The sequence below is a fragment of the Paraperibacillus marinus genome, assembly GCF_046237605.1.
Taxonomy (GTDB): domain Bacteria; phylum Bacillota; class Bacilli; order Bacillales; family DSM-1321; genus Paraperibacillus; species Paraperibacillus marinus.
The window spans coordinates 2,655,112-2,678,542 of the sequence record NZ_CP143542.1; the positions used below are offsets into that span (position 1 = coordinate 2,655,112).

The window sequence follows — 23,431 nt, forward strand, 5'->3', positions numbered from 1 at the left end:
AAAGGCGGGGATTTTATTGACAACTAATAATCGTTTAACCACAAGCTGGGGTGCTCCTGTCGGGGATAACCAGAACTCCCAGACGGCCGGTCACCGCGGTCCTACTCTCATTCAGGATGTGCATCTCCTTGAGAAACTAGCGCATTTCAACCGTGAGCGGGTGCCTGAGCGTGTGGTGCATGCGAAGGGTGCTGGGGCGCATGGCTATTTTGAAGTGACAAATGATATGTCTGCCTACACAAAGGCAAAAGTCTTCAATGGAACCGGAAAACGAACACCTCTGTTCATCCGCTTCTCGACTGTGGCAGGGGAGCTTGGTTCTGCTGATACAGTAAGGGATCCGCGCGGCTTTGCGGTGAAGTTTTATACAGAAGAAGGAAACTATGACATCGTCGGCAACAATACTCCCGTATTCTTTATCCGCGATGCGATTAAATTCCCTGACTTTATACATACTCAAAAAAGAGATCCAAAAACACATCTTAAAAATCCGACTGCTGTATGGGATTTTTGGTCACTCTCCCCGGAATCCCTGCATCAGGTAACCATCCTGATGTCTGACAGAGGAATTCCTGCAACGCTTCGCCATATGCATGGTTTCGGCAGCCACACCTTTAAATGGGTGAATGAAAGCGGCGAAGGAGTCTGGGTAAAGTATCACTTCAAAACCGAACAGGGAATCAAGAACCTCGACGTCGACTTAGCCGCGCAAATTGCGGGTGAAAATCCGGATTATCATACCGAGGATTTATTCAATGCGATAGAAGCGGGTGATTTCCCGGCATGGAAGCTTTATGTGCAGATCATGCCGCTCCAGGATGCAGATACCTATCGTTTTGATCCTTTCGATGTAACTAAGGTTTGGTCTCAGAAGGACTATCCGCTGATAGAAGTCGGCCAGATGGTGCTTGACCGCAACCCTGAAAATTATTTTGCAGAAGTTGAGCAGGCAGCCTTCTCTCCCGGCACATTGATTCCTGGTGTGGAGGTTTCCCCGGACAAGATGCTGCAGGGAAGATTGTTTGCTTATGCCGATGCCCATCGCTACCGGGTGGGGGCCAATGCTAATGCCCTTCCGATCAACCGTCCAAAGTCCGATGTGAATAACTATCAGCGAGACGGCCAGATGAGATTTGACAACAATGGCGGAGGATCAGTCTATTACGAGCCGAACAGCTTCGGAGGGCCGTCCGAAACAGCCGAGAACAAGCCTGCCCCGCATCCGGTTTCAGGCTTTGCCGACAGCTCCTCCTATGACCGCAATGATCACTATACCCAGGCAGGCGATCTCTACCGCCTCTTGAACGCTGATGAGCGCACCCGCCTGATCCGGAATGTGGTAAATGCCATGAAGCCTGTCGCCCTTGAGGAAATAAAAGTGAGGCAGATCCAGCACTTTATGAAAGCAGACCCGGAGTATGGTGCACGAGTGGCTGAGGGTCTAGGGATCAGCATCCATCAGAATATATAATAACAAAGAGGGTATCCGTATGTATGGAAACCCTCTTCTTTAATTTACCTCTATTCCAGGCAGGAATAAAAAAATGATTCTGCAAAAAACAGAATATTTTCAGTGTTTCTGTCAGTTTTAAATCGTTATCCATTGTTTTGCAATTATAATTTTAAACTCTTCTAATTTTCCTTCCAATACAAGCAACCTCACTTGCCGACTTCTATTCTAAAAAAATGCAAGCTTCTGTCAGAGGAGTCAGAATCGCCGGAGCATTAACCCGTTAAATTTCTCCCGGGTCTATTAATAAACTTGCGAAACAGTTCTTTTTACTATTATAGATTTACAGATTTCATTGCATTCACATCATACCTGAGCCCGCTTGCTGCACCCATCGGGGCGGCGGCATCAATTTGCCGCAGTTCCTCATCGGTCAGTGTGATCTCAGCAGCCGCAATATTTTCTTCCAGATACTTTCTTCTCTTCGTTCCAGGGATAGGCACGATATCTTCCCCTTGTGCCAGCAGCCATGCCAGGGCAAGCTGGGATGCCTCTACTCCCTTATCCTGGGCAATTTCCTTGATCCTCTGAACAAGTTGGATGTTTTTATCAAAGTTCTCACCCTGGAAACGCGGGGAATGACGGCGGTAATCATCTTCAGCCAGGTCTTCAAACTGCTGAATCTGTCCGGTTAAAAAGCCGCGGCCGAGCGGACTGTACGGCACAAAGCCAATGCGCAGCTCACGGACCACCGGCAGAATTTCATCCTCGATATCCCGGCTCCATAGAGAGTATTCTGTCTGCAGGGCCGTGATAGGGTGGACTCTGTTCGCCACACGGATGGTATCCGGTGCTGCCTCCGACATGCCCAGATACCGCACCTTGCCTTCTTTCACAAGATCCGACATGGCCCCGATCGTCTCCTCGATCGGTGTATCGGGATCAACACGGTGCTGATAATACAAGTCGATATGATCCACACCTAAACGCCTAAGGCTGTCTTCACAGGCTTTTTTCACATATTCCGGCCTGCCGTTCACGCCCTTGAAGCTGCCGTCCTCTCCCCTTACATTGCCGAATTTGGTAGCAAGCACCACTCCATCCCTCTTGCCTTTCAGTGCTTTTCCAAGCAGCTCCTCATTCTTGCCTACGCCGTACATATCCGCCGTATCTAAAAAATTCACCCCTAGCTCTATCGCCCTGTGTATCGTCTTGATCGACTCCTCATCATCCTGGCCGCTGTAAAAGTCAGACATGCCCATGCATCCAAGGCCTAGAGCAGATACCTCTAGCCCGGCTGCCCCAAGTTTTCTCTTCTTCATATTACTGCCCCTCTCTTTGTAATCAAATCTTCCATGGATTTTTTCTATCAACAGACTCTCTTCTATTCCCTCCCCTGCCTGTCAAAAAACAATTTCATCAGGAGTATGAAAGACTTTTAAGCTCTGGATTAATCACCAAAAGGTCTGTATGAGGTGGGATGAAGGACTTTTAAACTGTGGATCCATCACGAAAAGGTCTTCATCGGGGATGAAGCCCTTTTCCACTCAAGATTAGTTACAACATTCATCAAAAAAAAGACAGCATTTACTGCTGCCTCTCCTTTTCTTCTCTTCTCGTCGGGTTTTCAGCGTTGTCTTCATCAAAAGCAGATAGATCGTAGCCTTCAGGAAGCTCCCGGGCGCGCTGTGTTTTGGTGCCGAGTGTCTGCTGATAGGATACCGGCCTGTTATCTGTCATGTTTACCACCTCTGGATTAAGATGCCCAAAGGGTGCTTGGCTTATTATTTTTTGGCTTTGTGAACCTTGAGCTGCTTACCCTTGATGGTGGTTGATTTCATGGCCTGGAGGACAGCCGGTCCTTTTCCGTTCAGGATTTCTACATATGTTACGTTTTCCTGGATGGTGATGATGCCGATATCCTCTGCGCGGATTCCGGGCAGTTTGGCAATGGTGCCGACGAAGTCGACTGCCCTCAGCTTTTTCTTTTTGCCGCCGTTAAAATATAGCTTCATGATATCTTTATTCAGCTCTTCGCTTTTATCTTTTTTCAGCTGTGGCCGTTCATTGAGCTTTGCGGTGAAAGCTTCCCGGGCGTCCTGCACCGCCTGTTCATCCGGCAATGCGGACCTTGTGAGGGAGAAGCCGATATACTCTTCAATTTCTCCGGCAAGCCGCTCTTCCCGTTCGGTCATAAGACTGATGGCCTTCCCTGCTTTCCCGGCCCGGCCTGTTCTTCCAGTCCGGTGAACATAACTCTCCTTTTCGAGCGGGAGGTCATAGTTAATGACCAGGCTGATATTTTCGATATCAATCCCCCTTGCGGCTACATCTGTCGCCACCAGATACCTGAAGTGTCCGCGCCGGAAATCATCCATGACGGCAAAGCGGTCTTCCTGGATCATGCCTCCATGAATTTTGTCTGCCGGATAGCCGGAGCTTTCCAGCTGGCTGAACAGCTCATTCACTCTCTCCTGTGTTCTGCAGAACATGATGCAGCTGTCAGGGTTTTCTATTATGGTGATCCTTTTCAGCACCGAAAGTTTTTCATCTTCATTGACCTTGATGAGCACATGCTCAATTTTATTGCGGGCAGTTCCTGCTGACTCAATCTCGATCTCGGCCGGTTTCTTCATATATTTCCTTGCCAGCCCTTCAATATCTTCGGGCAGTGTGGCCGAAAACAGCATGGTAACTCTCTCGGCAGGAAGTTCTTTAATGATCGCTTCAACCTGTTCGATGAAACCCATATTCAGCATTTCATCTGCCTCGTCTATGACCAGGTACCTGATCTTGTCAGTTAAAAGTGTCCCTTTTTGAATGTGATCGAGAACCCGGCCCGGCGTTCCTGCCACTACATGGGTCTTCTGCTTCAGGGCGAGCTTCTGGCGCTCAAACGGGGACTTTCCGTAAACGGCTGCCGCATGGATCCGCTTATATCGGCCAATATTGGTCAAATCTTCTTTAATTTGGACCGCCAGCTCCCTGGTTGGTGTCAGCACGAGTGCCTGCGGCCTGTTTTCTTCCCAGCTCACCAGCTCACAGAGCGGTATTCCGAAAGCTGCTGTTTTTCCGCTGCCTGTCTGGGATTTAACCACGAGATCCCGCCCCTCGAGGGCTGCCGGTATAACCTCGCTCTGCACCCTGGTCGGTTCCTTGTATCCAAGGCCGGCCAATGCCCGCTGGATCTCTTCGCTTATATGGAAATGTGAAAATGTGTTAGTGTTCATTTATAAACCTCATTCTTGGCTGTAATTTATGTATATACGTAAGCATACCCTCTCCGGTCTTTATAATCCACAGAAAAAAAGAGAGCGGCAAGAACCGCTCCCCTTTATTACTCTTTATTATCCGGCAGTGTGCAGGATCCGTCTGCGCAAAATGCATCAGAATTCCCGCCAATATCCTGGAGCTTCGGCGCAGGATTTTCTTCAAGCCATACCTTCTCAAGCGCATTGCTGAAGGTTGAGACTGGCTGCGCTCCTGAAATAGCATATTTCTGATTGATGACGAAAAATGGGACGCCTGTTACTCCATACTGCTGGGCAAGCGCTTCATCAATACGCACTTCATTGCCATGCGCATTTTTGTCCTCGAGCACCTTTATAGCCTGCTCTCTGTCAATACCTGAGGCTTCCGCAATATCTGCGAGAACTTCAAGGTTACCGAGGTCTTTTGAATCAATGAAATAAGCTTGAAGTAGCGCTTCCGTAACCTCAGCCTCCCGTCCAATCGTCTTGCCGAGCTTGGCAAGCCTGTGGGCGTCAAAGGTATTGGTCGGCTTCATGTCTTCAAAGTTAAATTGGAGGCCTGCTTCTGCAGCCTGCTTACCAAGACCCGCATTTGCTTCCCTTGCCTGTTCCACGCTCATGCCATATTTAAGGGCGAGTGCTTCGTGAATGCTCCTTCCGGAAAACTTCTCGGCATTTGGATCGAGTTCGAAGCTTTTGAATTCCACTTCAACGCTCTCACGGTTTGGAAAAGCTGACAGTGCTTCCTCCAGACGTCTTTTTCCTATATAACAAAACGGGCAGACAAAATCTGACCATACTTCAATTTTCATACTCTCACCTCTTTTATCAAGATACCCCTTATCGTATCACAAGGGCCTTTCGATTCATCCATAAAATGCTCATCAGCGCCTGACTGACGCAGCCATCCTGGTGTATGTATGTCGTTTGCCGCGGATGGCGACGGAATAGGCCATGATATTTTCCGGAAGGGCCATCCCTGAGGCACCTGCATCCCCGATATGATAAAGGTCTGCCCCCGCCATTTTGCTGTAAAGGGCGATTTTTTTGATGGTATCCTCATCAGCGCCTTCCTGGCTTGTCCCCGTTGTGAGGATGACAAGTGCACCCCTGGCGTGGACTTCATCCACAAAACCTGCTGTTTTTTCAACCGTGAAGCCCGGCACTGTACCAGGAGATGGAATGAGGATAATATCAGCGCCGGCATCCACAAAGGAACCGAGCACTTCACTGTTTATGATGCTTCCGCCCGTTTCTCCGGCAACTCCTGCACCATGCATCTTCCCGGCGATGATCAAGGCATCGTTCCCCAAAATTTGTCTTGCATTCTTGATGGCGGCTAAAATTTCCGGGTTGGTCACCCCTGTCTTCGGGTTCCCTGTCAGACATACAAAGTCAAAGCCCAGCTCTTTTGCACGCTTCAGTGAAGCCTGGGAAGATGTTCGCCCTTCCGGCAGTGTATCCAGCTTTTCAAGTCTTTCCGCCTTCTCGTCTACTGGTTCCAAATTCAGGCCTACCGGACGACCTGTGAGTGCTTTAAATTTTTTGACCAATTCCTGCGGCTCACCTTCCAGCCCGTTTATGACAGGGCTGTTCACGTCAAACAGATTCAGCAGGAGCAGATCCGCACCAAAGGAAGCAGCGAGCTCTCCATTTGTGACTGCCGGGTAAAAAGGTGTGACAGCACCTATAACCTCGGATACCAGGACCCTCCCTTCTGATGCAAGTATTGACTGCTTCAATTGCTGTCCATTCATTCCGGCAAAATCAGATGCTGTACAGTCCAGTAATCGTTTCATGATAATCCCCCTTTTAAGTATTCGCTCTCATCCTGCATCCATTGTATTTTCTTTTTGACCGCACTGCAAAGAATCCGGCCCTTTTCTAGAGACAGTTTTCACAAACATAATGTTGCTTAAGGGAACTCTTTCCGAGGGAGCGGGGGGAGAACCTCTTAAGCTTGGCTTATGACTCAAGATTCTTAAGCTTGAGAGGATTAGGAGTCTAGAAGCTCCCGCTCTGATAAATCTGGTTTTAAAAAAATGCATTCCACCTACAGAACTCATTAGAAGCAGCTGTTTAAAGAACGGCTGTTTTCCAAAAGGTTTTTGTTTTTGAATGAGGTTTGTAAGGCAATTATTTTTAAACAAGTTGATTGGAGCGTAAGGCGCGAGACTCCTGTTCCAGCTCCAAACTGAGACCCTCGAGTCATAAGCCAATCTGTCTATGTGGAGAAAAGCACTCCCCACAGTCGAATCGTCTTATGCTTGTCGGGTCTCTGCCTGCCATATTAGTGACAGTTTCAAACCACCTACATGGACATTGAGGTATAAATAAGTTTTATTAGGCAGGCACCGCTTTCCGCTTTTCAATGCGGGAGCAGCGGGACAGGTGAGACCCCGCAGGCAAAGCCGATGAGGCTCAGCGCCCGCCCCTAAGGTCCGCGAGTGCCTGCAGCGGAAATCAACTCTCTTATTCAACAGCCGCACTCTATACAAAAACATCCCTAAAAAGCAGCCTTTATAAGAAACTTCCCAAAATAGTAAGAAAACGGCTTCCATCTGGAAGCCGTCCTTTCTTACTTATAAAGCAAATACTGTTTGCGAAGCTTCTTGAACTCGTCAAGTCCCTGCTTCCAGTTGTTCTGCATCTGTTCGACGGTCTTTCCTTCTTCGATGCCCTGGCGGATCGCTCCTGTTCCTGTCAGGTTATCAAAGAATGAAATGCCTGCAGAATTTGGGGCCCTGAACTGGAATTGGTCAGGATACATATCATGGATCGTCTTAACGATATGCACGCCTGTTTCGAATGGCTTATAAGCGTCCATATTGGTTACATGGATCTGGATGCCGTGCGATAGTACATTCATATGCTTCGAGAAAGTTGGGATGAAGGAAGCTGACCTGAACTGTACGCCCGGAAGATCCAGGGCATTCAGCTTTTCCGCCAGGCTGTCCCCATTAATGAACGGTGCACCGATCAATTCAAACGGCTTGGTGGTCCCTCTTCCTTCAGAGATGTTTGTTCCTTCAATCAAGGCTGCGCCCGGATAGACAACAGCGGTTTCGAGAGTCGGCATGTTAGGGGATGGAAGCACCCATTTCAGCGGGGTTTCATCATAATACGTATCGCGCTTCCAGCCATCCATTTTCACAACTGTAAGATTTGCCCCGATCTTAAATTCCTTGTTGAATAACAGGGCAAGCTCGCCTACTGTCATCCCATGTCTTACCGGAATTTCGTACTCCCCGACAAAGGAAGAATATTTATCTTCCAGCACCGGCCCTTCCACTTTTTCGCCGCCAAGCGGATTGGGCCTGTCGAGGACGATGATTTCCTTGTTATTTTCTTTTGCCGCTTCCATTGCCAGCGCCATCGTATAGATATACGTATAAAATCTTGTGCCCACATCCTGAATATCGAAAACAAGAACATCGATATCCTCGAGCATTTCCGGTGTCGGCTTCTTTGTTTTGCCATATAGGCTGTATACCGGAAGACCTGTTTTAGGGTCTGTGTACGATTCTACATACTGTCCTGCCTGCGCGCTTCCCCTTACCCCGTGCTCCGGGCCGTAAAGCGCCGTCAGATTGACATCAGGATGCTGTGACATTCTGTCGACAATGCTTGTTACCTCCTGATCGACTCCTGTGGGATTTGTGATCAATCCGACCCGTTTTCCCTTCAGCAGATTCATTTTATCCTGAAGAAGCACATCAACCCCAAGGCGGAATTTCCCATGCTTTTTTCCTTTTTCATGTTTATTATTATCGGCAACTGCACCTGTAAAGACGGAAAGCATTAAAAGAAGTGCAGCAACACCGGCCAGCCATTTTTTCATGTCTTTTCCTCCCCCTCGCTTAATAAGTCAAGCCGTGTCCGTATCCATACAGCACCTGTCCGGCAGCATCATAAATCGTCACTGGAAGCTTACCGGAAGGATTGTTCTTACCAAAGATTGTATTGGCGAGCGCCTCAAAGCTTGCATTCCTGAAGCTGTATTGGACAAGATAGGCATCTGCTCCCGGATAGGACATAATATCATATGGGTTGCGGATTCCGGCCCCAATAACAGGTACATCCAGACCCACAAGCTGGTTTGCGAGCTTCATCTGGTCGCTGTTAGGAGACCTGCCTGACACCGTTGATGTGACAGTGCCGAGGATGATGTATTTTGCATCCTTGATGCTTGCAAGCTGTGCCTCTGTAAGAGGCTTTGATGCTGTTACAACCGTAACATTTCCATGATGCTTTTTAACTTCTCCGGCAAGCTCCGTAAGATACGTATTGCCGATGACAGCAATCTTGTCTTCCGCCGCTGCCTTTACCGGCAGGACTCCGTTGTTTTTTACGAGAGTGATGGATTTAGCCGCCGCTTCTCTTTCTACTGCCTTATGTTCCGGCGATCCGACTATACGCAGTGCATTCTGGATCTTTTCATCCACACTTTTTTCTTTTTCCGCCTTAATGATTCCTCTGTTCAGCTTGAGGGTCAGGATGCGTTTTACAGAAGTCTCAATTCTCTCTTCCGTGATTTCACCTGATTTGACGGCCTCATATAGACCGCCCGCAACCGATTCAAGCCCTACCGGCATCAATACAATATCCGTTCCGGCCTTGACCGTCCGGATTGCGGCATCTACTGCTCCGAAATGGTCGCTGATTGCCTGCATATTCATAGCATCCGTGATGATGACCCCTTTGTAGCCCATTTCTTCCCTCATCAAGCCTGTGAGCACTTTTGGAGAAAGAGTTGCCGGGATCGCAATTTCTGTTCCATCCTTTTTGGAAATCGCTTTTGTATCGTCGATTTTCGGGAATGTGACATGAGCTGTCATGACCGCATCAATTCCGGCATCCATCGCCTGCTGAAATGGATAGAGTTCCACTTTTTTCAGGCGGTCCAGATCATGCGGCACTTCTGGCAGCCCTAAATGCGAATCTACCGCCGTATCCCCGTGACCCGGAAAATGCTTGGCTGTAGCAGCTGTGCCTGTCTTCTGGAGACCCTTGATATAGGACATGCCCATTTTTGCTACGAGTTCAGGGTCCTCGCCGAAAGATCGCACGCCGATGACCGGATTATCCGGATTATTATTAACATCCAGACTTGGAGCCAGGTTCATATTGATTCCAAGGGAACTCAATTCTTCCCCGATTGCTGTTCCCACTTTTTCTGAAAGTTCTTCAGAACGTGCTGCACCAAGCGCCATACTGCCCGGCATATCCGTCCCGGACTGCAGGCGGGTCACGATTCCGCCTTCCTGGTCGATCGTCACAAGAAGGCCAAATTTTTCCGCTGCCTGTTTATAGGCATCCACAAGTCTTGTAGTCTGTTCGGTTGTTACAACATTCTCTCTGAACAGGATAACTCCTCCAAGATGGTATTCCTTCACAAGCTTCTCGATTTCCGGAAGCATGGCGGTGACATTTTGCCCCTTCCATGTTCTGAAATCAGGCATCAGCATCTGTCCGACTTTTTCTTTCAGGGTCATATGGCTGACTGCCTTGTCAAGGATCCTGTAACGGGCGCCTTTTTCCTTGATAACATGAATGCCATCCTGCTTATGCTGAAGGGCGATGCGGTCACCCTTCAGACCGTCCGTTGCATAGATGAAGGTTTTTCCGTTTTGTCCAGAAAACGTCACCACTCCTTCATCATCAACCTTGGCGACATTTTTATTTGTTGATTTCCACCGCGTATCAGCAGCAAGGGTAAAGCTGCCATCCGTCCCAATATGAAGCGCGTTCAAATCGAGCTTGTTGTCCTTAACAGCCTTCGAGAGCTCCGGGACATTCTGGTCAATGATCAAATCCGGGCCGCTGCGATCTTTCTTTATTGTTTTACCCGAAGCCGCACTGCCGGTACCTGGCAGGCCGCTGATGATCAGCCCGAATATAATAGAAAAAACAAGGAACACTCTTAACATTTTAGTCATGCTCTTCCTCCTCTTAGTAATTTCTTAAGCTCCAGTCATTTTGCTGAAAGTCCTGTTTATGGCCATCAGCCCTGACATTGCCGACATACCAGCCTCGGCCGTTGACTGAGCCGTCTGTGCTGTAGACCCAGCGGATTTTTTCTGCACCTTCCGGAAGCTGATAGGCTTTCTCCATCCATCCGCCAGAGCTTCCTGTATATTCATCAAGCTTCTGCCAGGCACCATTCACAAGAACTTCTATCCGGCCAAAGTCTGCATTGGTTTCCGTGCTGTACCATGTCTTAAATTGGATCCTTTTTTTCCCTTTGACGTCTGCTTCCATAGAGTTTGCGAGCTTATCGCCGTAGCCTGCAAACCAGGCGGCACCATGCCGCTCCATCTTAACCGGGATGGCGTCGGCTACTTGTCTCGCAAAGAGCCTCCTGGTCTGGTTTGTGGAAACGGTAGCGCGGGTTGGATGCACCCGGTTGGTCAGAAGAATGGCTATTGTCTTTTGTTTCGGGTTCAGGACAATGGATGTGCCTGTATAGCCTGTATGGCCGAAGGATGTACTGTCGGAAAGAGCATCCATGTACCAGCCCTGGCCAAGCTCCCAGCCGAGACCGTGATCATTACCCGGAAAGGCGCTGTTCTGGTTTTCGAGCAGGAGTTTTACGGTTTCAGGCTTCAATATCTTCTTTCCTCCATACTTTCCATCATTCAGGAAAATATGTGCGAATTTGGCAAGGTCTGAAGCGGTCGAGAAAACCCCGGCATGGCCGGCAACTCCATCCAGGCTCCAGGCATTTTCATCATGCACTTCTCCCCACACCAGCCCCCGGGCCGGCACTGACTGATATTCTGTGGCAGCGATGCGTCCCTTCAGCTCAGCCGGCGGATTATACATGGTATCCTTCATGCCGATCGGCTCTGTGATATGCCTTTTAACAAACTCGTCCTGCCTCATGCCGGTCAGCCGTTCCACGATCGCCCCCAGCGTGATCATATTCAGATCGCTGTAAGTGTATGTAGTTCCAGGCGGTTTTTTAAGCGGCTGGCTGAAGACCAATTGAAGCCTGCTGTCCCTTGATGTTCCTTTAGTGTAAAGAGGGATCCATGCTTCGAACCCTGAGGTGTGGGTCAAAAGCTGCCGTACTGTGACCTGCCCTTTCCCGTTCTGCGCGAATTCGGGGATATAAGCCGCTGCCGGAGCGTCCAGGTCAACAAGCCCTTTTTCCTGAAGAATCATAATGGCTGTGGCTGTGAAGATCTTGCTGATGGATGCCAGGTCAAAGATTGTATCCTTCTGCATCCCGACAGGGTTTTGCATGGGAGTAAAGGAACCATCCACGTATTTGGCAGAATGCCCGTATGCCTCATGCTTTACGATGCTGCCTCCTCTGGCAACAAGTGCAACTGCCCCGGGCATTACACCTTCAGAAATGGCTGAATTGACCACTCCATCAATGGCAGCAAGCGGACCCGGCATCATGCCTGCACCCCTTGCTGAGCCAGGGTGAAGCACTCCTGACATTGGAACTGCGGGAGAATCCCAGGTAAAGACGGGATGGGGACGATGCCCCCCTTTCAGGGTATTTTCCTGTTTTTCTATAGTCGGGACAGGCACTGAACCATTTTCCTCAGCAAATGCTGCCGTACTGCCAATCAACACTGAACATACCGACGTGATGACCCATGACTTTTTCTTCATAAATCCTCCTTTAATCTTGGTATTTTGCATCCGAGGCCATTAATAACAGCGCTTACTATACATCTCAAGCCTATCCCATTACGGAATCTCCGTCTATGAAACATAAGCCCCAACCATTCGGCAAACGTGATTATAATAATGATGAAAGTACCAGGCCATTTGCCTTATTTTTGGAAAAATGGGAATATTTATTTATTTCAGTAGAAAGCAGGCATAAAAAAGCACCAGCCCCTCCTGTACTGGAGGTCTGGTGCCTGGTATTTGTTTATGCTTCCACCGCTTTATAGAACTGCGGAAGATGTTCTTTATGTGCTTCAAGCATTTCATCCACAATCTGCTTGGCAATATGATCTGAACCAACGAGCGGGTTAATCGTCAAAGCAAGTACTGCCTTGTCATAATCGCCTGTCACGGCTGCTTCCGCAGAAATCCGTTCAAAGGACTTGATTTGCTGGACCAGTCCGCGGACAGCAACCGGCAGGTCTCCAATTGCAATCGGCTTCGGTCCATCCTTCGTAATCACACAGCTGATCTCCACAGCGGAATCTGCCGGCAGGCTGGCGATTGCCCCGTTATTCCTGGTGTTCACCGGCTGTATGTCACGCTTGTCATTGTAGATAGATGTGATCAGGCGCACAGCAGCATCCGAGTAATACGCCCCTCCCCTTTTCTCAAGCTGCGGAGGCTTGATATCAAGCTCTGGGTCTTTGTAAAGCTCAAATAATTCAGCTTCAAGCTTTTGGACCACCTCGGCACGCGTCTCGCCTTTTTCAAAATTCTTTTGGTCTTTTTCAAGCATTTCCCGCGTTTTATAGTAGTACATATGATACGGACATGTGAGCACATTCAGCGCCTTTACAAACGAAGGCTCCCAGCCCATGCCTTGTATATTTTTCACAAAGCTTGAGTTTGAAGGATCTGTCAGCAGGTTTATGACTTCATCCTTTTTGCTTACTCCGTCCACATACACATCAAGTCCGTACACCATGTGATTCAAACCGGCAAAATCGATTCTTACCCGGGAGTGGTCAACATCAAGCAGCTTTGCGATGCCCATTTCCATGCCGATCGGAACATTGCAGAGTCCCACCACTTTTTTGATGCTGGAATAGCGGAGCACCGCTTCGGTCACCATGCCGGCAGGATTCGTGAAGTTGATGAGCCAGGCATCGGGGCAAAGCTCCTCCATATCGCGGCAGATGTCGAGGATTACCGGAATGGTACGCAGCCCTTTAAACAAACCGCCAGGACCGTTTGTCTCCTGTCCGAGCACACCATATTTCATTGGAATTCTTTCATCCTTCGCCCGGGCATCAAGAAGGCCAACCCGGAATTGAGTGGTGACAAAGTCCGCATCCGTTAGCGCTTCCCTCCTGTCCAGGCTAAGGTGAACCTCGATGGGCAAACCTGATTTTTCAACCATCCGCTTGGCAAGCTGTCCAACTATTTCAAGCTTTTCCCTGCCTGCTTCAATATCCACAAGCCATAATTCACTGACCGGAAGCTCTTCATATCTCTTGATAAAGCCCTCGATGAGTTCAGGCGTATAGCTTGATCCACCGCCGATTGTTGCAATTTTAAGCCCTTTTTTCATAGATTTACTCCCCTTTTCGTTTCAATTGCTTCATAGAGATCTACAAATTCTGCTGCCAGGTCCTTGATTGTCAAAGCATTCATCAGATGATCCTGGGCATGGACCATAAGCAGGGATGTATCGGCCCTCTCTCCCCTGATTTCAGCCTGTATCAGTTCTGTCTGGGTTTTATGTGCTTCGTTCAGGGCTTCTGCCGCTTCCTTGAGCTTTGCTCTTGCTCCTATAAAATCACCCTTTTTGGCCGCCTGGATGGCTTCCATAGAGGAACTCTTCCCGTTTCCGCCGTGCAGGATAATCGTAAAAACAATCTGTTCCATTGAATCCATTTCTGTCACCTCCCAAAAATCGATACATGCAGATGGCCAGGTTTAGATGGACTCTTCCAGCTTATTGCTCTTTGCAAGAGCGATGGCCGCTTTCAACACTTCTGCTCCATTGCACATTCCATAATGTACGGTATTGATGCTGTCTACGGGTACATTATGCGCTTCGCCCAATTTTTTGAGCTGCGGCAGCAAATAACGCACCTGCGGCCCGATCAGCAAAACATCGGCTGATGCGATATGATCGTTTACTGAGGACGCACCTTCTGCCCATATTTTGCAGTCAATTCCCTGATCCTGTGCCGCTTTTTCCATCTTTGTGACAAGCAGGCTTGTGGACATCCCCGCTGCACAGCATAATAGTATATTCATAGATCTGCCTCCTCATTATGTTTGGTTATCCTGTTACTGTCATTCTATTTTAAAAGCGCTTACATGAACAATCATTGTTTTTCCTTAAGAAGCGGAAAGCAGCTGAGGTGAGTCTCCCCTGTGCTCATAAAAACCTGGGACAGCCGGGAAATCCCCTGCTGCTTCCTCTGAAGCCGCCTGATTCATTCCTGGAAAAAATGGCCGCTACCCCCTCTCCTTTGGAACTTCTTTCGGAAAAAGGGGCAGCGATCTGCCAAATTGGAAATCTGGTTATTCCATTCCGTATTTATCCTGTTTTAAACTACGGATTTTCCGGCTGCCTCTTTATAAGTGGCAAGCTCCACACCCTGCTCCCTTATGAAATCCTTGATCTTCGGGTCTGTCAGGATGGAAACCTCACGAACTCGCGGCATGGCATAGGAGCTTCCAGACAGGATTGCTTCATCAAGAAAAGCTGGGTGTGTCATGATTTCTGCTGTCTCATAGGACAAGGACCTCTTGATACAATCGATCAGTGTTTCGTTTGTTAGATTTTCCCCGTAAAATCCTGGATCGAAATAGTGGACAGAAGGATTATGACGCCCGGATTTCAGCAGGCTTTCCGATACCGGCCGGATTGGGATTCCATATTTATTGGCGAGCCTGCTGACAATCTCAAAGACATTTTCATGACCATGAATATGATGATGGCTGTCCAGATGTGTAGGTTTCAGGCCAAAGCCCAGGAATCTTTCAATCTGGCTTTCCAGCTCGCGCTCTATCTCGGCTGGATCTCCTTGCTCACTGACCGTTTTTGCGTTAAGGAATTTCCCATTTTCATCAATGAGCGAAGGAATATCCGTGCTTACCGGATACCCGCAGTCCAGGACGAGGTGGATGCCCACCCCAAGCCCCGGGTTTTCTGCGGCAAGAGCTGCAGCGTGCTCAGCTCCGGGCATGTTAGCCATCAGTGTCGCGGATGTGACGATGCCATTTTGATAAGCTTCGATAATTCCAAAATTGACTCCTTTTGAATAGCCAAAGTCATCTGCGTTTACGATTAATTTCACCATTTATATTCCCCTATGCCTGAAGTTTTTGAGCAGGAGTAATCTCGATTGCTCCTTGTTCTTCTGAATATTTCTGCTTATCCCACATCCTGAAGAATGGATAATATATTCCGAATGCAAGGGCGAAGTTTACAAGCTGCAGGACCGCTCCGGAAATCTTTCCGCCTGCGGCCAGATACCCCCCGATGATTGGCGGCATTGTCCAAGGAACTGCAATACCAGCCGGCCGTGCAACAAGTCCTGTGCTCATGGCGATGTAAGTGACGATAACCATGACAAGAGGCGTCAGGACAAATGGAACGATCATAAGCGGATTCATGACAATCGGCATTCCGAAGGTGATTGGTTCATTGATGTTGAATAAACCAGGGCCTGCGGCAAGCCTTCCCAGTTGTTTCATCTGCTGGCTCTGTGACCGGATCAGCATGGCGGTAACAAGGGCAAGGGTTGCACCACTTCCGCCGATATATATGAAAATATCAAAGAATTGCTGGGTGAAGATGTTTGGCAGTCCGTCTCCCGCCTGGAACGCCACACGATTGGCATCCATTGCAGACAGCCAGATCGGGCCCATTACACCGCCAACGATGGAGGCACCATGAAGGCCGCATGACCAGAGGAGCTGGATCAGGAATACAGCAACAAGGCTTCCAATGAGGCTTCCACCGAGAACTCCGAGCGGTTTGCCCAAAATTTCGCCGACAATATTATGAAGGCTTTCAAAGCTTGTGTTTTCAACGATTAAACGTAATACCCATATAAGTGCGATTACAGCAAAGCCGGGGATCAGGGCAACAAACGATTTAGCAACTGCCGGCGGAACGCCATCTGGCATCTTGATGATTATATTCTTCTGGATGATCACCCGGTAGATTTCAGTTGAGATCATGGCGATGAGCATGGCTACGAACAAGCCCTTGCTTCCCATCAATACCGATGGGATGGCCCCGCCCACCATTACAGCTTCTGTTGCGCCATCCGGAGTGAAAGGCACCTGATATGGAGTGGCAAGAAGGAAGGCAGCGACAGAAATGGCACCTGCCGACAAGGCGTCCACGTTATATTTCTCAGCCAGGCGGTAAGCAATGCCGAAAGCGGCAATCAAGGCCATGATATCAAAGGTTGCTCCTACCGGATACATCAGCTTGGTAAGCCAGGCATCCCCAAATGTCCTGGCCATGAAATCCGCATAGCCCGGGATTGGCAGGAAACCGAGAATCAGGAATAGCGATCCGACTATGATCAGCGGCATCGTGAGGATGATACCGTCACGCAGAGCCTGCAGGTGGCGCTGGCCGGCAATGCGTCCCGCAACAGGCATTACCTTATTTTCTAAAACATCGTTAAATTTGCTCATGATTACACTCCCTTATTTTCCTGAAATATGCCTTGCAAATTTCAATACCTCGGAACCATTACATGTGCCGTAATGGACCGTATTAATGACATCCACTGGAATTCCTTTTTCTCCTCCCAATTTTTTTAACTGCGGCAGCATATAGCGGACCTGGGGGCCTACCAGCAGGACATCTGCCTCATTAATGTGATTTCTGACCGCATCCCCCGGCACTGCCCAGATCCTGCAGTTCAAGCCTTCCTGCACGACTTCCTTTTCCATCTTGGTGACAAGCAGGCTGGTCGACATGCCGGCTGCACAGCATAAAAGAATGTTCACTCATTCCCCTCCCTGTAGTCTTTTTGTTTAATTATTTAAATATTCTTGCAATTCCATCTTATATTGTAAACGCTTTCACTTCGACACAAAAAATTTCCGCATCAGCATAAAGGCTTGCGGAAATTGGTGTACACGCCAGAGTAATAAATGAAAATAATTTCAGGACTCAAATGAATTTTTCGAAGTCCTTATACGTTTTGCATTTCAGAAGCTGCTGAACCTTGCTTGTGTTGTCGATCATCTCTGCGAGTTGGCCATACATGGCTTTATAGTCTTCGGTGCTGTTTTTCCTGATACACAGGAGGCATACGAATTGGACACGGCTGTTCCCCCATTGGATGGGTTTCTGGAGGGTGACCACCGCCCAGAACGTGGAATCAGTCATCGGAACAGCCGGGTGCGGTATGGCCACAAGGTTCCCAAAAGAAGTCGCAGAGAAGGATTCCCTCTCCATCACGCTTTCAAAAAACCCCTCTCCTGCCAGCCCCCGCTCCTTTAACTCCTCTGCAAGGAAAGAAAGAACTTCTTCCCTGCTGTTAAATTTCCTTTGCAGGAAAACCAGATCTTCCCTCGTATATTTTGTCTGTTTAGCACTCTCTGGTTTTAATAGATCTTCTATCTTATCAAAATCCGTGCTGCCGAGGAATGTGTTGACTTCTATAACAGGAACCGGCATAGATTCTGCAATCGGAATCGTTGAAATAATCAAATCCACAGCAGAAAGCGGGTAGCCGTGCAATTTGTAATATTCAATGGTTCCTATAATATTCAGCTTATTGCCAAATACAGTCTGCAGCTTATAAGACAGGAGCTGTGCGCTTCCAAGTCCTGAAGCACAAACAATCAGACAGTTTTTGGGAAGCTGGGTCATGGTCCTCCGTTCAATGGCGGCCCCGATATGGAGGGCAATATATCCAATTTCGTGTTCATTGATTTCTATGTCCAATTCCTCTTTTATCACCATTGAGGCGATAATGCCCCCCTCAAAGGCAATGGGATAATTCGCTTTGATCTGCTGCAGCATGGGGTTCCTAAGGTTCATCCCGTAGCGGAAGCGGTATACCACGGGTTTCAGGTGGAGGCTCAGCATGGCTGCAAGCTCCCTGTCACCGCTGATTCCCGGCAGCAGATTCTCTTCTATGGCTGCAAGGATCTTCCCGGTCAGCAGCCTGATTTCCTGATCATCACTTTCCATTGCTTCGGCCTCCCCTTCAGCAGCCCCGCTGATCAAGGTCCTGGTGCCAAGCAGGTGGATGGCTATATAGGCGACTTCCTCTTCCGGAAAGATGACAGACAGCCGGTTTTGAATGTCTTCGATAATCTTCCTTGCTGCCTTGTATTCCTTCTGCCGCGATATCTCCTGGAGCTCGGCTTGAGCAAGGGAAACATAATTGCGGTTCTGAATCCTTTTAAACGCAATTGCAATGTGTATGACCAAATTATTCAAGGCCATATCTGAGAGGGATATTTCGTTGTTTTTAATCTGGAGGAGTATGATTTCCTTGATGATCTGCATTTCTTCCTTAGTCAGGATGGATACCCCCAGCTTATGGATATCAGGATGTGTCCCCTCGCGGTTGAACACATATTCAGCCATACAATAGCGGAGCTTAACTTCTTCTCCTTTCAGCCGTATCCCGTAATTCGGACGCTTTTCCATATTAATCCCGTAAGTCACGAGGATCCGTTTCACATCCCGCAAATCGTTTTGGATGGTCGATTTACTGATATACATATCATCGGCCAATTCTTCCAGCTTAAGAAATCCTTCGGCCAGCAAGAGCCTTTTAATCAAATACTGTACTCTTTCTTCCGGCATAGACGGTATTTCTGTGCTGTCGGACAGCCCCTTATAGAAATTAGCTTTCAGAAAGGAGAGGAAACGGGCTTCATCTTCAACAATCAGCTGATAGCCAGTCCCCCTCTTCGAAAGGATCGTCCCGCCATGCTCCGATATAAGGGCATCCAGCTCCTTGATGTCATTCCGGATCGTTCTTGAAGTCACTTCAATAGCCGCAGCCAGATCCTCACCGGTCACGCAGGATTTAGTCCCCATCAATTCCCTCAGTATGGAAGTCATCCGTATATTCAGCGCCACTGCCCCGCACCCCCTTCTACCGTTCATTCTATAATCGGTTCATGTTCTTCCCGGGTTTGTCCTTATGTAAATTGAGCAGGAAAGATCTCCATTAAATCCTGCAGCAAACCATTTTGTCTGCCATTAAAATAGGTACAGAGCTGCTGGCCGTATGGGGCAGGGTAAATGGTCTTCCCGCAGAGAATACAGGCTTCTTTTTCCTTGAACTGATGCTTTACATTAAGCGGAAAAGGCTTCTTTCTATTCCCGGCAAGCAAACAGAATACCTGGCCATCCGAGGTAAAGAAAATTTGATATCCATCAAAGCCCTCATCCTTGACTGCCCTTACATTTTCTATATTTAGTCCTTGAATTGCTGTCATGTTTGATCCCTCCGCTGTATTTTTTCCCCAGGCTGTTCAGTAATATTTTGCCGCATGGAGATTTAACTAAATGTTCAGACAAAAACTTATTACTATAAGAATAAGGCAAAAAGACCATAACGCAAACAAGAAAGTTCTTAATAACATACAATTCTTTTGGCAGGCTGACCTTTCTTTTTTCTTGAACATATATCCTTGCATTGCTAACATTCATCTGCTATATTAAAAGAGAATTATTTTTGTTCGAACCAAAAGAGTGATAAGTTTTAAAGCTTTTCGTTTTGGATAAAGAGCAAGGATAGTAACACAATGCATGCACTGCATGCGAGGAGGCAACAAAAATGGAACAAGGTAAAGTAAAATGGTTTAACGCAGAAAAAGGTTTCGGTTTCATCGAGCGCGAAGGTGGAGACGATGTATTCGTACACTTCTCAGCTATCCAAGGCGAAGGCTTCAAAACTCTTGAAGAAGGCCAAGACGTAACTTTTGAAGTAGAACAAGGTCAACGCGGACCACAAGCTACTAACGTTCAAAAAGGTTAATTCGTCAACACAACATACACAAGGCAGGCTCTCCGTGAGCCTGCCTTTTTCTTTTTGCCCTATACAATTTGTTGGAGTCGAGAAAATTTTTGGACAAAAAAAAACACGCAAACATCCGTGTCCTTTATACTTGAATTAAGAGGTAGATCGGCAGGTACACGCTTCCCTGGTTGTTAAAATAGAACGATCCGGGTGTACGAATATCGTAAACAAAAAATACATCGCCTGAAGTGGTTCGAAAGGCAGACCTAGATCTTTCGCAAACGAAAACGTTATGCTGGCAGCTGCGGCAAAGGTGAGGAGAATCCGATTGTTCAGCGCTCCAACACCCTTCCATTTAATGGAAATAAACTACATGACTCGGGCTGTTAGTGAAAGACCTTTTAGTAAAGAGGGGAAAATAGTGCCGTAAAGATTTGTGAAAAACTATTTGAGATTGAAAAGCTGCCGAAGGAGCGCTATTCAACTGGTAAGCCAATAGCCTATCCTGAAGTATGCTTTATTCTTGATTCCTTTTTCTTCCAGGAGGTCATACTTTATAGAAGATAAAGATAAGAAAGATAGGCTTTACAAATCATGAGACTCCCGCAGCTTTTTCTTTCCTTGGCAAATTGTTAGAGGCAGCTCAACTAAGTTCAAGCTGCCTCTGCCAAGTATAATTATCTTACTCTAGCAAACCCAAATCCTGAAGCATAGTCATCTCCAGTTGCCGCGCCTGCTCCACCCTTAATATCATACAATTTAGCACGTCTTTGCAATTCGCTGCGTATTTGTGTATGTGTGAGAGTTTTGTTTGCTGACCAGATTTTCGCGGCTAAACCTGAAACATGTGGAGTTGCCATAGACGTTCCACTAATCGTATTGTAGCCTCCATTATTCCATGTAGACTCAATACTTGCTCCAGGAGCTGAAATTTCTATATCTTTTTCCTGTATTACATAATCACCATCAGTATTAGGATTTCCTCTTGATGAAAAATCCGCAACACGGTAGGTTCCATTTACTTGGACGTTTTCAAGTGCTGCTACCGCAACTGCATTAGTCAGTGCACCAGGGTACCCAATTGTATTGCTTCCAGGACCGCTATTACCTGCTGCAGCAATCACCAGTACTCCTTTGCTGTAGGCATAGTCAACAGCGCTAGTTATTAAACTATCTTTTGTACTTGAACCTAATGACATTGAAATAATAACTTTAGAGCCTGTACGAGTGCTTTCATCTGCAGCATGTCTGATAGCTGCAGAAATATCATCAGAGTATCCAGAGCCGTTATCACCTAACACTTTATAGGCCCATAATTCTGATTGCGGAGCAACCCCATAAACCCCGAGACCATCAGAACCTCCACTAGCCAATGCGGATCCAGCGACATGAGTGCCGTGGCCGTTTCCATCATTACATGAGTTATTCACGTAGGTGGTGGAAGTTGTGAAATCTTTACATTGTTCAACATTCTGACTTAAGTCTATATGGGTTTTATAAACACCTGTATCCAGCACAGCTATTTTTATGCCGTCACCCCCGGAAGCTGCAGTCAGGGCACTGTCATTGTATATCGCTTTAATACCCCATGGTACTCTGGTGGAAGGATAAGCTGCAGCCTTAGCAGGCGCCGTTGCTTGTATCTTAAACTGAGCCACTTTTTCTATAGTAATATTTTTGTTTTTCTGAAGTGCCTCATATTGCTTCTGATTTACTTCGGTTGTAAACCCTTCATTTCCAAGATCCCTGTGCGCTTTGTAATTCTGTTTCAATTTTGACTTTTCTTCTTTAGAAGCCTTAATAAATATCCGGAATGACTCTGGAGTCTGTTCCTTAGATTCTTGTGCATAAGAGGCAGATCCAAATATAGAAAAACTTAAGCTCAAACTCAGAAGTAAAGTACCGAACAATCTCTTTTTCTTCATACTACTTCTCCTCTCAAAATAGAAAATAGATTTTTAGTCTTTTAGTTACTCAGGATGTAAAAATAGTATAAGTTAGGCATTGCGACCGGACAATGATCCGAAATAACCAGAAAATTCTTGAAATATGTAACACCGCACTTCATCTATTGGTATTGCCGATTATTTTCCCAAGTTATAGATTGTATCTATCAATAAGGTTTCACTTTTTATGTGATGTTTTTCTCACTCTAAGACAATCCTTTTTTCAATTTAATCTGACAAAAACCTACTTTTTTTCCCAATTCCACACTTTATATAAATACTTGAGAAAGCTAGATTGGCAGTTGAAGTGTTAGAACATAATCCATCTTCAGCACGTCTTCAGCTGCCATAAACGTTTGAAAGATTTGATGCACTGGTTTCAATGTGTGGCAACCAAGTATTAAATAACTATTTTTCTACTTGTTTATTTCCTTAACAGAACAAGAAAATGGCGGCCAAGGGAGTAAACCAAATGGTTTTAAATGCATGTCAGAAGTTCAAGTTGATTACGGTCAATTAATTGCGTAAGGTATAAAAACAGCCACTCCCAGAGGAAGCGGCTGTACTTATTCTTATAAACTAAACCAGCTAATTGGAGTCAAGAGTTTTTTATTAAAAAGAAATGCGGCTAATCTTTTAACCACTCACCCAATTTTCACTGTAAAAGCGGAATCAGCACAGCGTTGCCCCTTACTCGCCGAAATGTTCTTTTATCTGCCGTTCATAAAGCTGACTGAAACCGGGAGCAGGTGTTCTCATCTCTCGGTTTTTTGCAGACCCTAAAACTCCTCCGTGACGGAAACAGTGTATGGATGAATTCCGTATTCGTATTCTCATTAATGCCCATGATTACCCGTCAAAGGTCCTTATCCGCAAGCTGCTGAAGATAATCGGTCTAGCATATGCCCGGGAGAAAACTCTTGAAACTTACGGGACCGCTTTTGTTAATTTTCCAGCGATGCCGCGGCTGCATCCAGGATTTCCTCATACAATGGGCTCCAGCCATGATGGAGCTTTGCCGCTTCGCCGCGCCCTATAAAGGTTCTTCTTAAAGCCTCATACTTGTGGGGAAAGAGCTGCTCAATGTCGACAGGGTAAAAAACCTGATTCCCTGCCTGCGGTTATTTACCCAAAAAAACGGAATAGGCTGGGATGTTA

21 protein-coding genes are annotated in these 23,431 nt (G+C 47.2%); 4 read left to right on the top strand and 17 right to left on the bottom strand.

Annotated elements, in window-relative coordinates; translation table 11 throughout:
- Window positions 1-16 precede the first annotated feature (16 nt).
- Window positions 17-1,471 carry a catalase KatA gene (gene katA, locus V1498_RS13395; RefSeq protein WP_409294220.1) on the top strand — a complete coding sequence of 485 codons (1,455 nt, stop codon included), beginning with the start codon at window positions 17-19 and terminating at the stop codon, window positions 1,469-1,471.
- Window positions 1,472-1,785: 314 nt separating this feature from the next.
- Here the strand turns inward: katA and V1498_RS13400 are convergent, their stop codons facing one another.
- From V1498_RS13400 to V1498_RS13475, 16 genes are all read right to left on the bottom strand, one after another.
- A complete protein-coding gene (locus tag V1498_RS13400) occupies window positions 1,786-2,772 on the bottom strand; it encodes an aldo/keto reductase (RefSeq protein WP_409294221.1) in 987 nt (328 codons plus the stop codon).
- A 265-nt stretch (window positions 2,773-3,037) separates the two neighbouring features.
- Window positions 3,038-3,190 (bottom strand): hypothetical protein, encoded by a 153-nt coding sequence (locus V1498_RS13405; protein WP_409294222.1) that lies wholly within the window; start codon window positions 3,188-3,190, stop codon window positions 3,038-3,040.
- A gap of 44 nt (window positions 3,191-3,234) precedes the next feature.
- Window positions 3,235-4,680 carry a DEAD/DEAH box helicase gene (locus tag V1498_RS13410; RefSeq protein ID WP_409294223.1) on the bottom strand — a complete coding sequence of 482 codons (1,446 nt, stop codon included), beginning with the start codon at window positions 4,678-4,680 and terminating at the stop codon, window positions 3,235-3,237.
- Between the two features lie 107 nt (window positions 4,681-4,787).
- The gene (locus tag V1498_RS13415; RefSeq protein ID WP_409294224.1) at window positions 4,788-5,513 is read right to left on the bottom strand and encodes a DsbA family oxidoreductase; all 726 of its coding nucleotides are present in this window, start codon (window positions 5,511-5,513) and stop codon (window positions 4,788-4,790) included.
- A 72-nt stretch (window positions 5,514-5,585) separates the two neighbouring features.
- Window positions 5,586-6,500 carry a haloacid dehalogenase-like hydrolase gene (locus V1498_RS13420; protein ID WP_409294225.1) on the bottom strand — a complete coding sequence of 305 codons (915 nt, stop codon included), beginning with the start codon at window positions 6,498-6,500 and terminating at the stop codon, window positions 5,586-5,588.
- Window positions 6,501-7,279: 779 nt separating this feature from the next.
- Entirely contained in the window at window positions 7,280-8,542 is a 1,263-nt protein-coding gene (locus tag V1498_RS13425; protein ID WP_409294226.1) for an exo-beta-N-acetylmuramidase NamZ domain-containing protein, read from the bottom strand.
- Window positions 8,543-8,561: 19 nt separating this feature from the next.
- The gene (locus tag V1498_RS13430) at window positions 8,562-10,640 is read right to left on the bottom strand and encodes a glycoside hydrolase family 3 N-terminal domain-containing protein (protein ID WP_409294227.1); all 2,079 of its coding nucleotides are present in this window, start codon (window positions 10,638-10,640) and stop codon (window positions 8,562-8,564) included.
- A 13-nt stretch (window positions 10,641-10,653) separates the two neighbouring features.
- A complete protein-coding gene (locus V1498_RS13435; protein ID WP_409294228.1) occupies window positions 10,654-12,330 on the bottom strand; it encodes a serine hydrolase in 1,677 nt (558 codons plus the stop codon).
- 265 nt (window positions 12,331-12,595) lie between these two features.
- Entirely contained in the window at window positions 12,596-13,924 is a 1,329-nt protein-coding gene (locus tag V1498_RS13440; protein WP_409294229.1) for a 6-phospho-beta-glucosidase, read from the bottom strand.
- Entirely contained in the window at window positions 13,921-14,250 is a 330-nt protein-coding gene (locus V1498_RS13445; protein ID WP_409294230.1) for a PTS lactose/cellobiose transporter subunit IIA, read from the bottom strand. Before V1498_RS13445 ends, V1498_RS13440 begins: the two co-directional genes overlap by 4 nt.
- A gap of 42 nt (window positions 14,251-14,292) precedes the next feature.
- Window positions 14,293-14,619 (bottom strand): PTS sugar transporter subunit IIB, encoded by a 327-nt coding sequence (locus V1498_RS13450; protein ID WP_409292489.1) that lies wholly within the window; start codon window positions 14,617-14,619, stop codon window positions 14,293-14,295.
- A gap of 296 nt (window positions 14,620-14,915) precedes the next feature.
- On the bottom strand, window positions 14,916-15,668 hold the full coding sequence (gene chbG / locus V1498_RS13455; protein WP_409299277.1) for a chitin disaccharide deacetylase: 753 nt from the start codon (window positions 15,666-15,668) through the stop codon (window positions 14,916-14,918).
- A gap of 13 nt (window positions 15,669-15,681) precedes the next feature.
- Entirely contained in the window at window positions 15,682-17,025 is a 1,344-nt protein-coding gene (gene celB, locus V1498_RS13460) for a PTS cellobiose transporter subunit IIC (RefSeq protein WP_409294231.1), read from the bottom strand.
- A gap of 12 nt (window positions 17,026-17,037) precedes the next feature.
- Complete coding sequence (locus tag V1498_RS13465) at window positions 17,038-17,343, bottom strand: PTS sugar transporter subunit IIB (RefSeq protein ID WP_409294232.1); 306 nt, start codon at window positions 17,341-17,343, stop codon at window positions 17,038-17,040.
- Window positions 17,344-17,509: 166 nt separating this feature from the next.
- Window positions 17,510-19,423 carry a BglG family transcription antiterminator gene (locus tag V1498_RS13470; protein WP_409299279.1) on the bottom strand — a complete coding sequence of 638 codons (1,914 nt, stop codon included), beginning with the start codon at window positions 19,421-19,423 and terminating at the stop codon, window positions 17,510-17,512.
- 80 nt (window positions 19,424-19,503) lie between these two features.
- Window positions 19,504-19,803 carry a hypothetical protein gene (locus tag V1498_RS13475; protein WP_409294233.1) on the bottom strand — a complete coding sequence of 100 codons (300 nt, stop codon included), beginning with the start codon at window positions 19,801-19,803 and terminating at the stop codon, window positions 19,504-19,506.
- 341 nt (window positions 19,804-20,144) lie between these two features.
- Here V1498_RS13475 and V1498_RS13480 point away from each other — a divergent pair, with 341 nt between their 5' ends.
- Together V1498_RS13480 and V1498_RS13485 are read left to right on the top strand one after the other, a co-directional pair.
- Window positions 20,145-20,345 (top strand): cold-shock protein, encoded by a 201-nt coding sequence (locus tag V1498_RS13480; RefSeq protein WP_409292483.1) that lies wholly within the window; start codon window positions 20,145-20,147, stop codon window positions 20,343-20,345.
- A 444-nt stretch (window positions 20,346-20,789) separates the two neighbouring features.
- A complete protein-coding gene (locus V1498_RS13485) occupies window positions 20,790-20,894 on the top strand; it encodes a hypothetical protein (protein WP_409299281.1) in 105 nt (34 codons plus the stop codon).
- 110 nt (window positions 20,895-21,004) lie between these two features.
- On the opposite strand, the gene V1498_RS13490 is transcribed toward V1498_RS13485, so the two are convergent.
- Window positions 21,005-22,252 carry a S8 family peptidase gene (locus V1498_RS13490; RefSeq protein ID WP_409294234.1) on the bottom strand — a complete coding sequence of 416 codons (1,248 nt, stop codon included), beginning with the start codon at window positions 22,250-22,252 and terminating at the stop codon, window positions 21,005-21,007.
- A gap of 829 nt (window positions 22,253-23,081) precedes the next feature.
- Here V1498_RS13490 and V1498_RS13495 point away from each other — a divergent pair.
- Window positions 23,082-23,312: a hypothetical protein gene (locus V1498_RS13495; RefSeq protein ID WP_409294235.1), complete on the top strand. Its 231-nt coding sequence runs from the start codon at window positions 23,082-23,084 to the stop codon at window positions 23,310-23,312.
- Window positions 23,313-23,431 lie beyond the last annotated feature (119 nt).

What these genes read in the sequence shown, in the direction of transcription:
- V1498_RS13410 (WP_409294223.1), bottom strand. Translation starts at nt 4,680, where the DNA reads ATGAACACTAACACATTTTCACATTTCCATATAAGCGAAGAGATCCAG.
- V1498_RS13475 (WP_409294233.1), bottom strand. Translation starts at nt 19,803, where the DNA reads ATGACAGCAATTCAAGGACTAAATATAGAAAATGTAAGGGCAGTCAAG.
- V1498_RS13445 (WP_409294230.1), bottom strand. Translation starts at nt 14,250, where the DNA reads ATGGATTCAATGGAACAGATTGTTTTTACGATTATCCTGCACGGCGGA.
- V1498_RS13480 (WP_409292483.1), top strand. Translation starts at nt 20,145, where the DNA reads ATGGAACAAGGTAAAGTAAAATGGTTTAACGCAGAAAAAGGTTTCGGT.
- V1498_RS13470 (WP_409299279.1), bottom strand. Translation starts at nt 19,423, where the DNA reads ATGACTTCCATACTGAGGGAATTGATGGGGACTAAATCCTGCGTGACC.
- V1498_RS13450 (WP_409292489.1), bottom strand. Translation starts at nt 14,619, where the DNA reads ATGAATATACTATTATGCTGTGCAGCGGGGATGTCCACAAGCCTGCTT.
- V1498_RS13405 (WP_409294222.1), bottom strand. Translation starts at nt 3,190, where the DNA reads ATGACAGATAACAGGCCGGTATCCTATCAGCAGACACTCGGCACCAAA.
- V1498_RS13495 (WP_409294235.1), top strand. Translation starts at nt 23,082, where the DNA reads ATGGATGAATTCCGTATTCGTATTCTCATTAATGCCCATGATTACCCG.
- V1498_RS13400 (WP_409294221.1), bottom strand. Translation starts at nt 2,772, where the DNA reads ATGAAGAAGAGAAAACTTGGGGCAGCCGGGCTAGAGGTATCTGCTCTA.
- V1498_RS13420 (WP_409294225.1), bottom strand. Translation starts at nt 6,500, where the DNA reads ATGAAACGATTACTGGACTGTACAGCATCTGATTTTGCCGGAATGAAT.
- V1498_RS13415 (WP_409294224.1), bottom strand. Translation starts at nt 5,513, where the DNA reads ATGAAAATTGAAGTATGGTCAGATTTTGTCTGCCCGTTTTGTTATATA.
- V1498_RS13430 (WP_409294227.1), bottom strand. Translation starts at nt 10,640, where the DNA reads ATGACTAAAATGTTAAGAGTGTTCCTTGTTTTTTCTATTATATTCGGG.
- V1498_RS13490 (WP_409294234.1), bottom strand. Translation starts at nt 22,252, where the DNA reads ATGAAGAAAAAGAGATTGTTCGGTACTTTACTTCTGAGTTTGAGCTTA.
- V1498_RS13425 (WP_409294226.1), bottom strand. Translation starts at nt 8,542, where the DNA reads ATGAAAAAATGGCTGGCCGGTGTTGCTGCACTTCTTTTAATGCTTTCC.
- V1498_RS13435 (WP_409294228.1), bottom strand. Translation starts at nt 12,330, where the DNA reads ATGAAGAAAAAGTCATGGGTCATCACGTCGGTATGTTCAGTGTTGATT.
- celB (WP_409294231.1), bottom strand. Translation starts at nt 17,025, where the DNA reads ATGAGCAAATTTAACGATGTTTTAGAAAATAAGGTAATGCCTGTTGCG.
- V1498_RS13440 (WP_409294229.1), bottom strand. Translation starts at nt 13,924, where the DNA reads ATGAAAAAAGGGCTTAAAATTGCAACAATCGGCGGTGGATCAAGCTAT.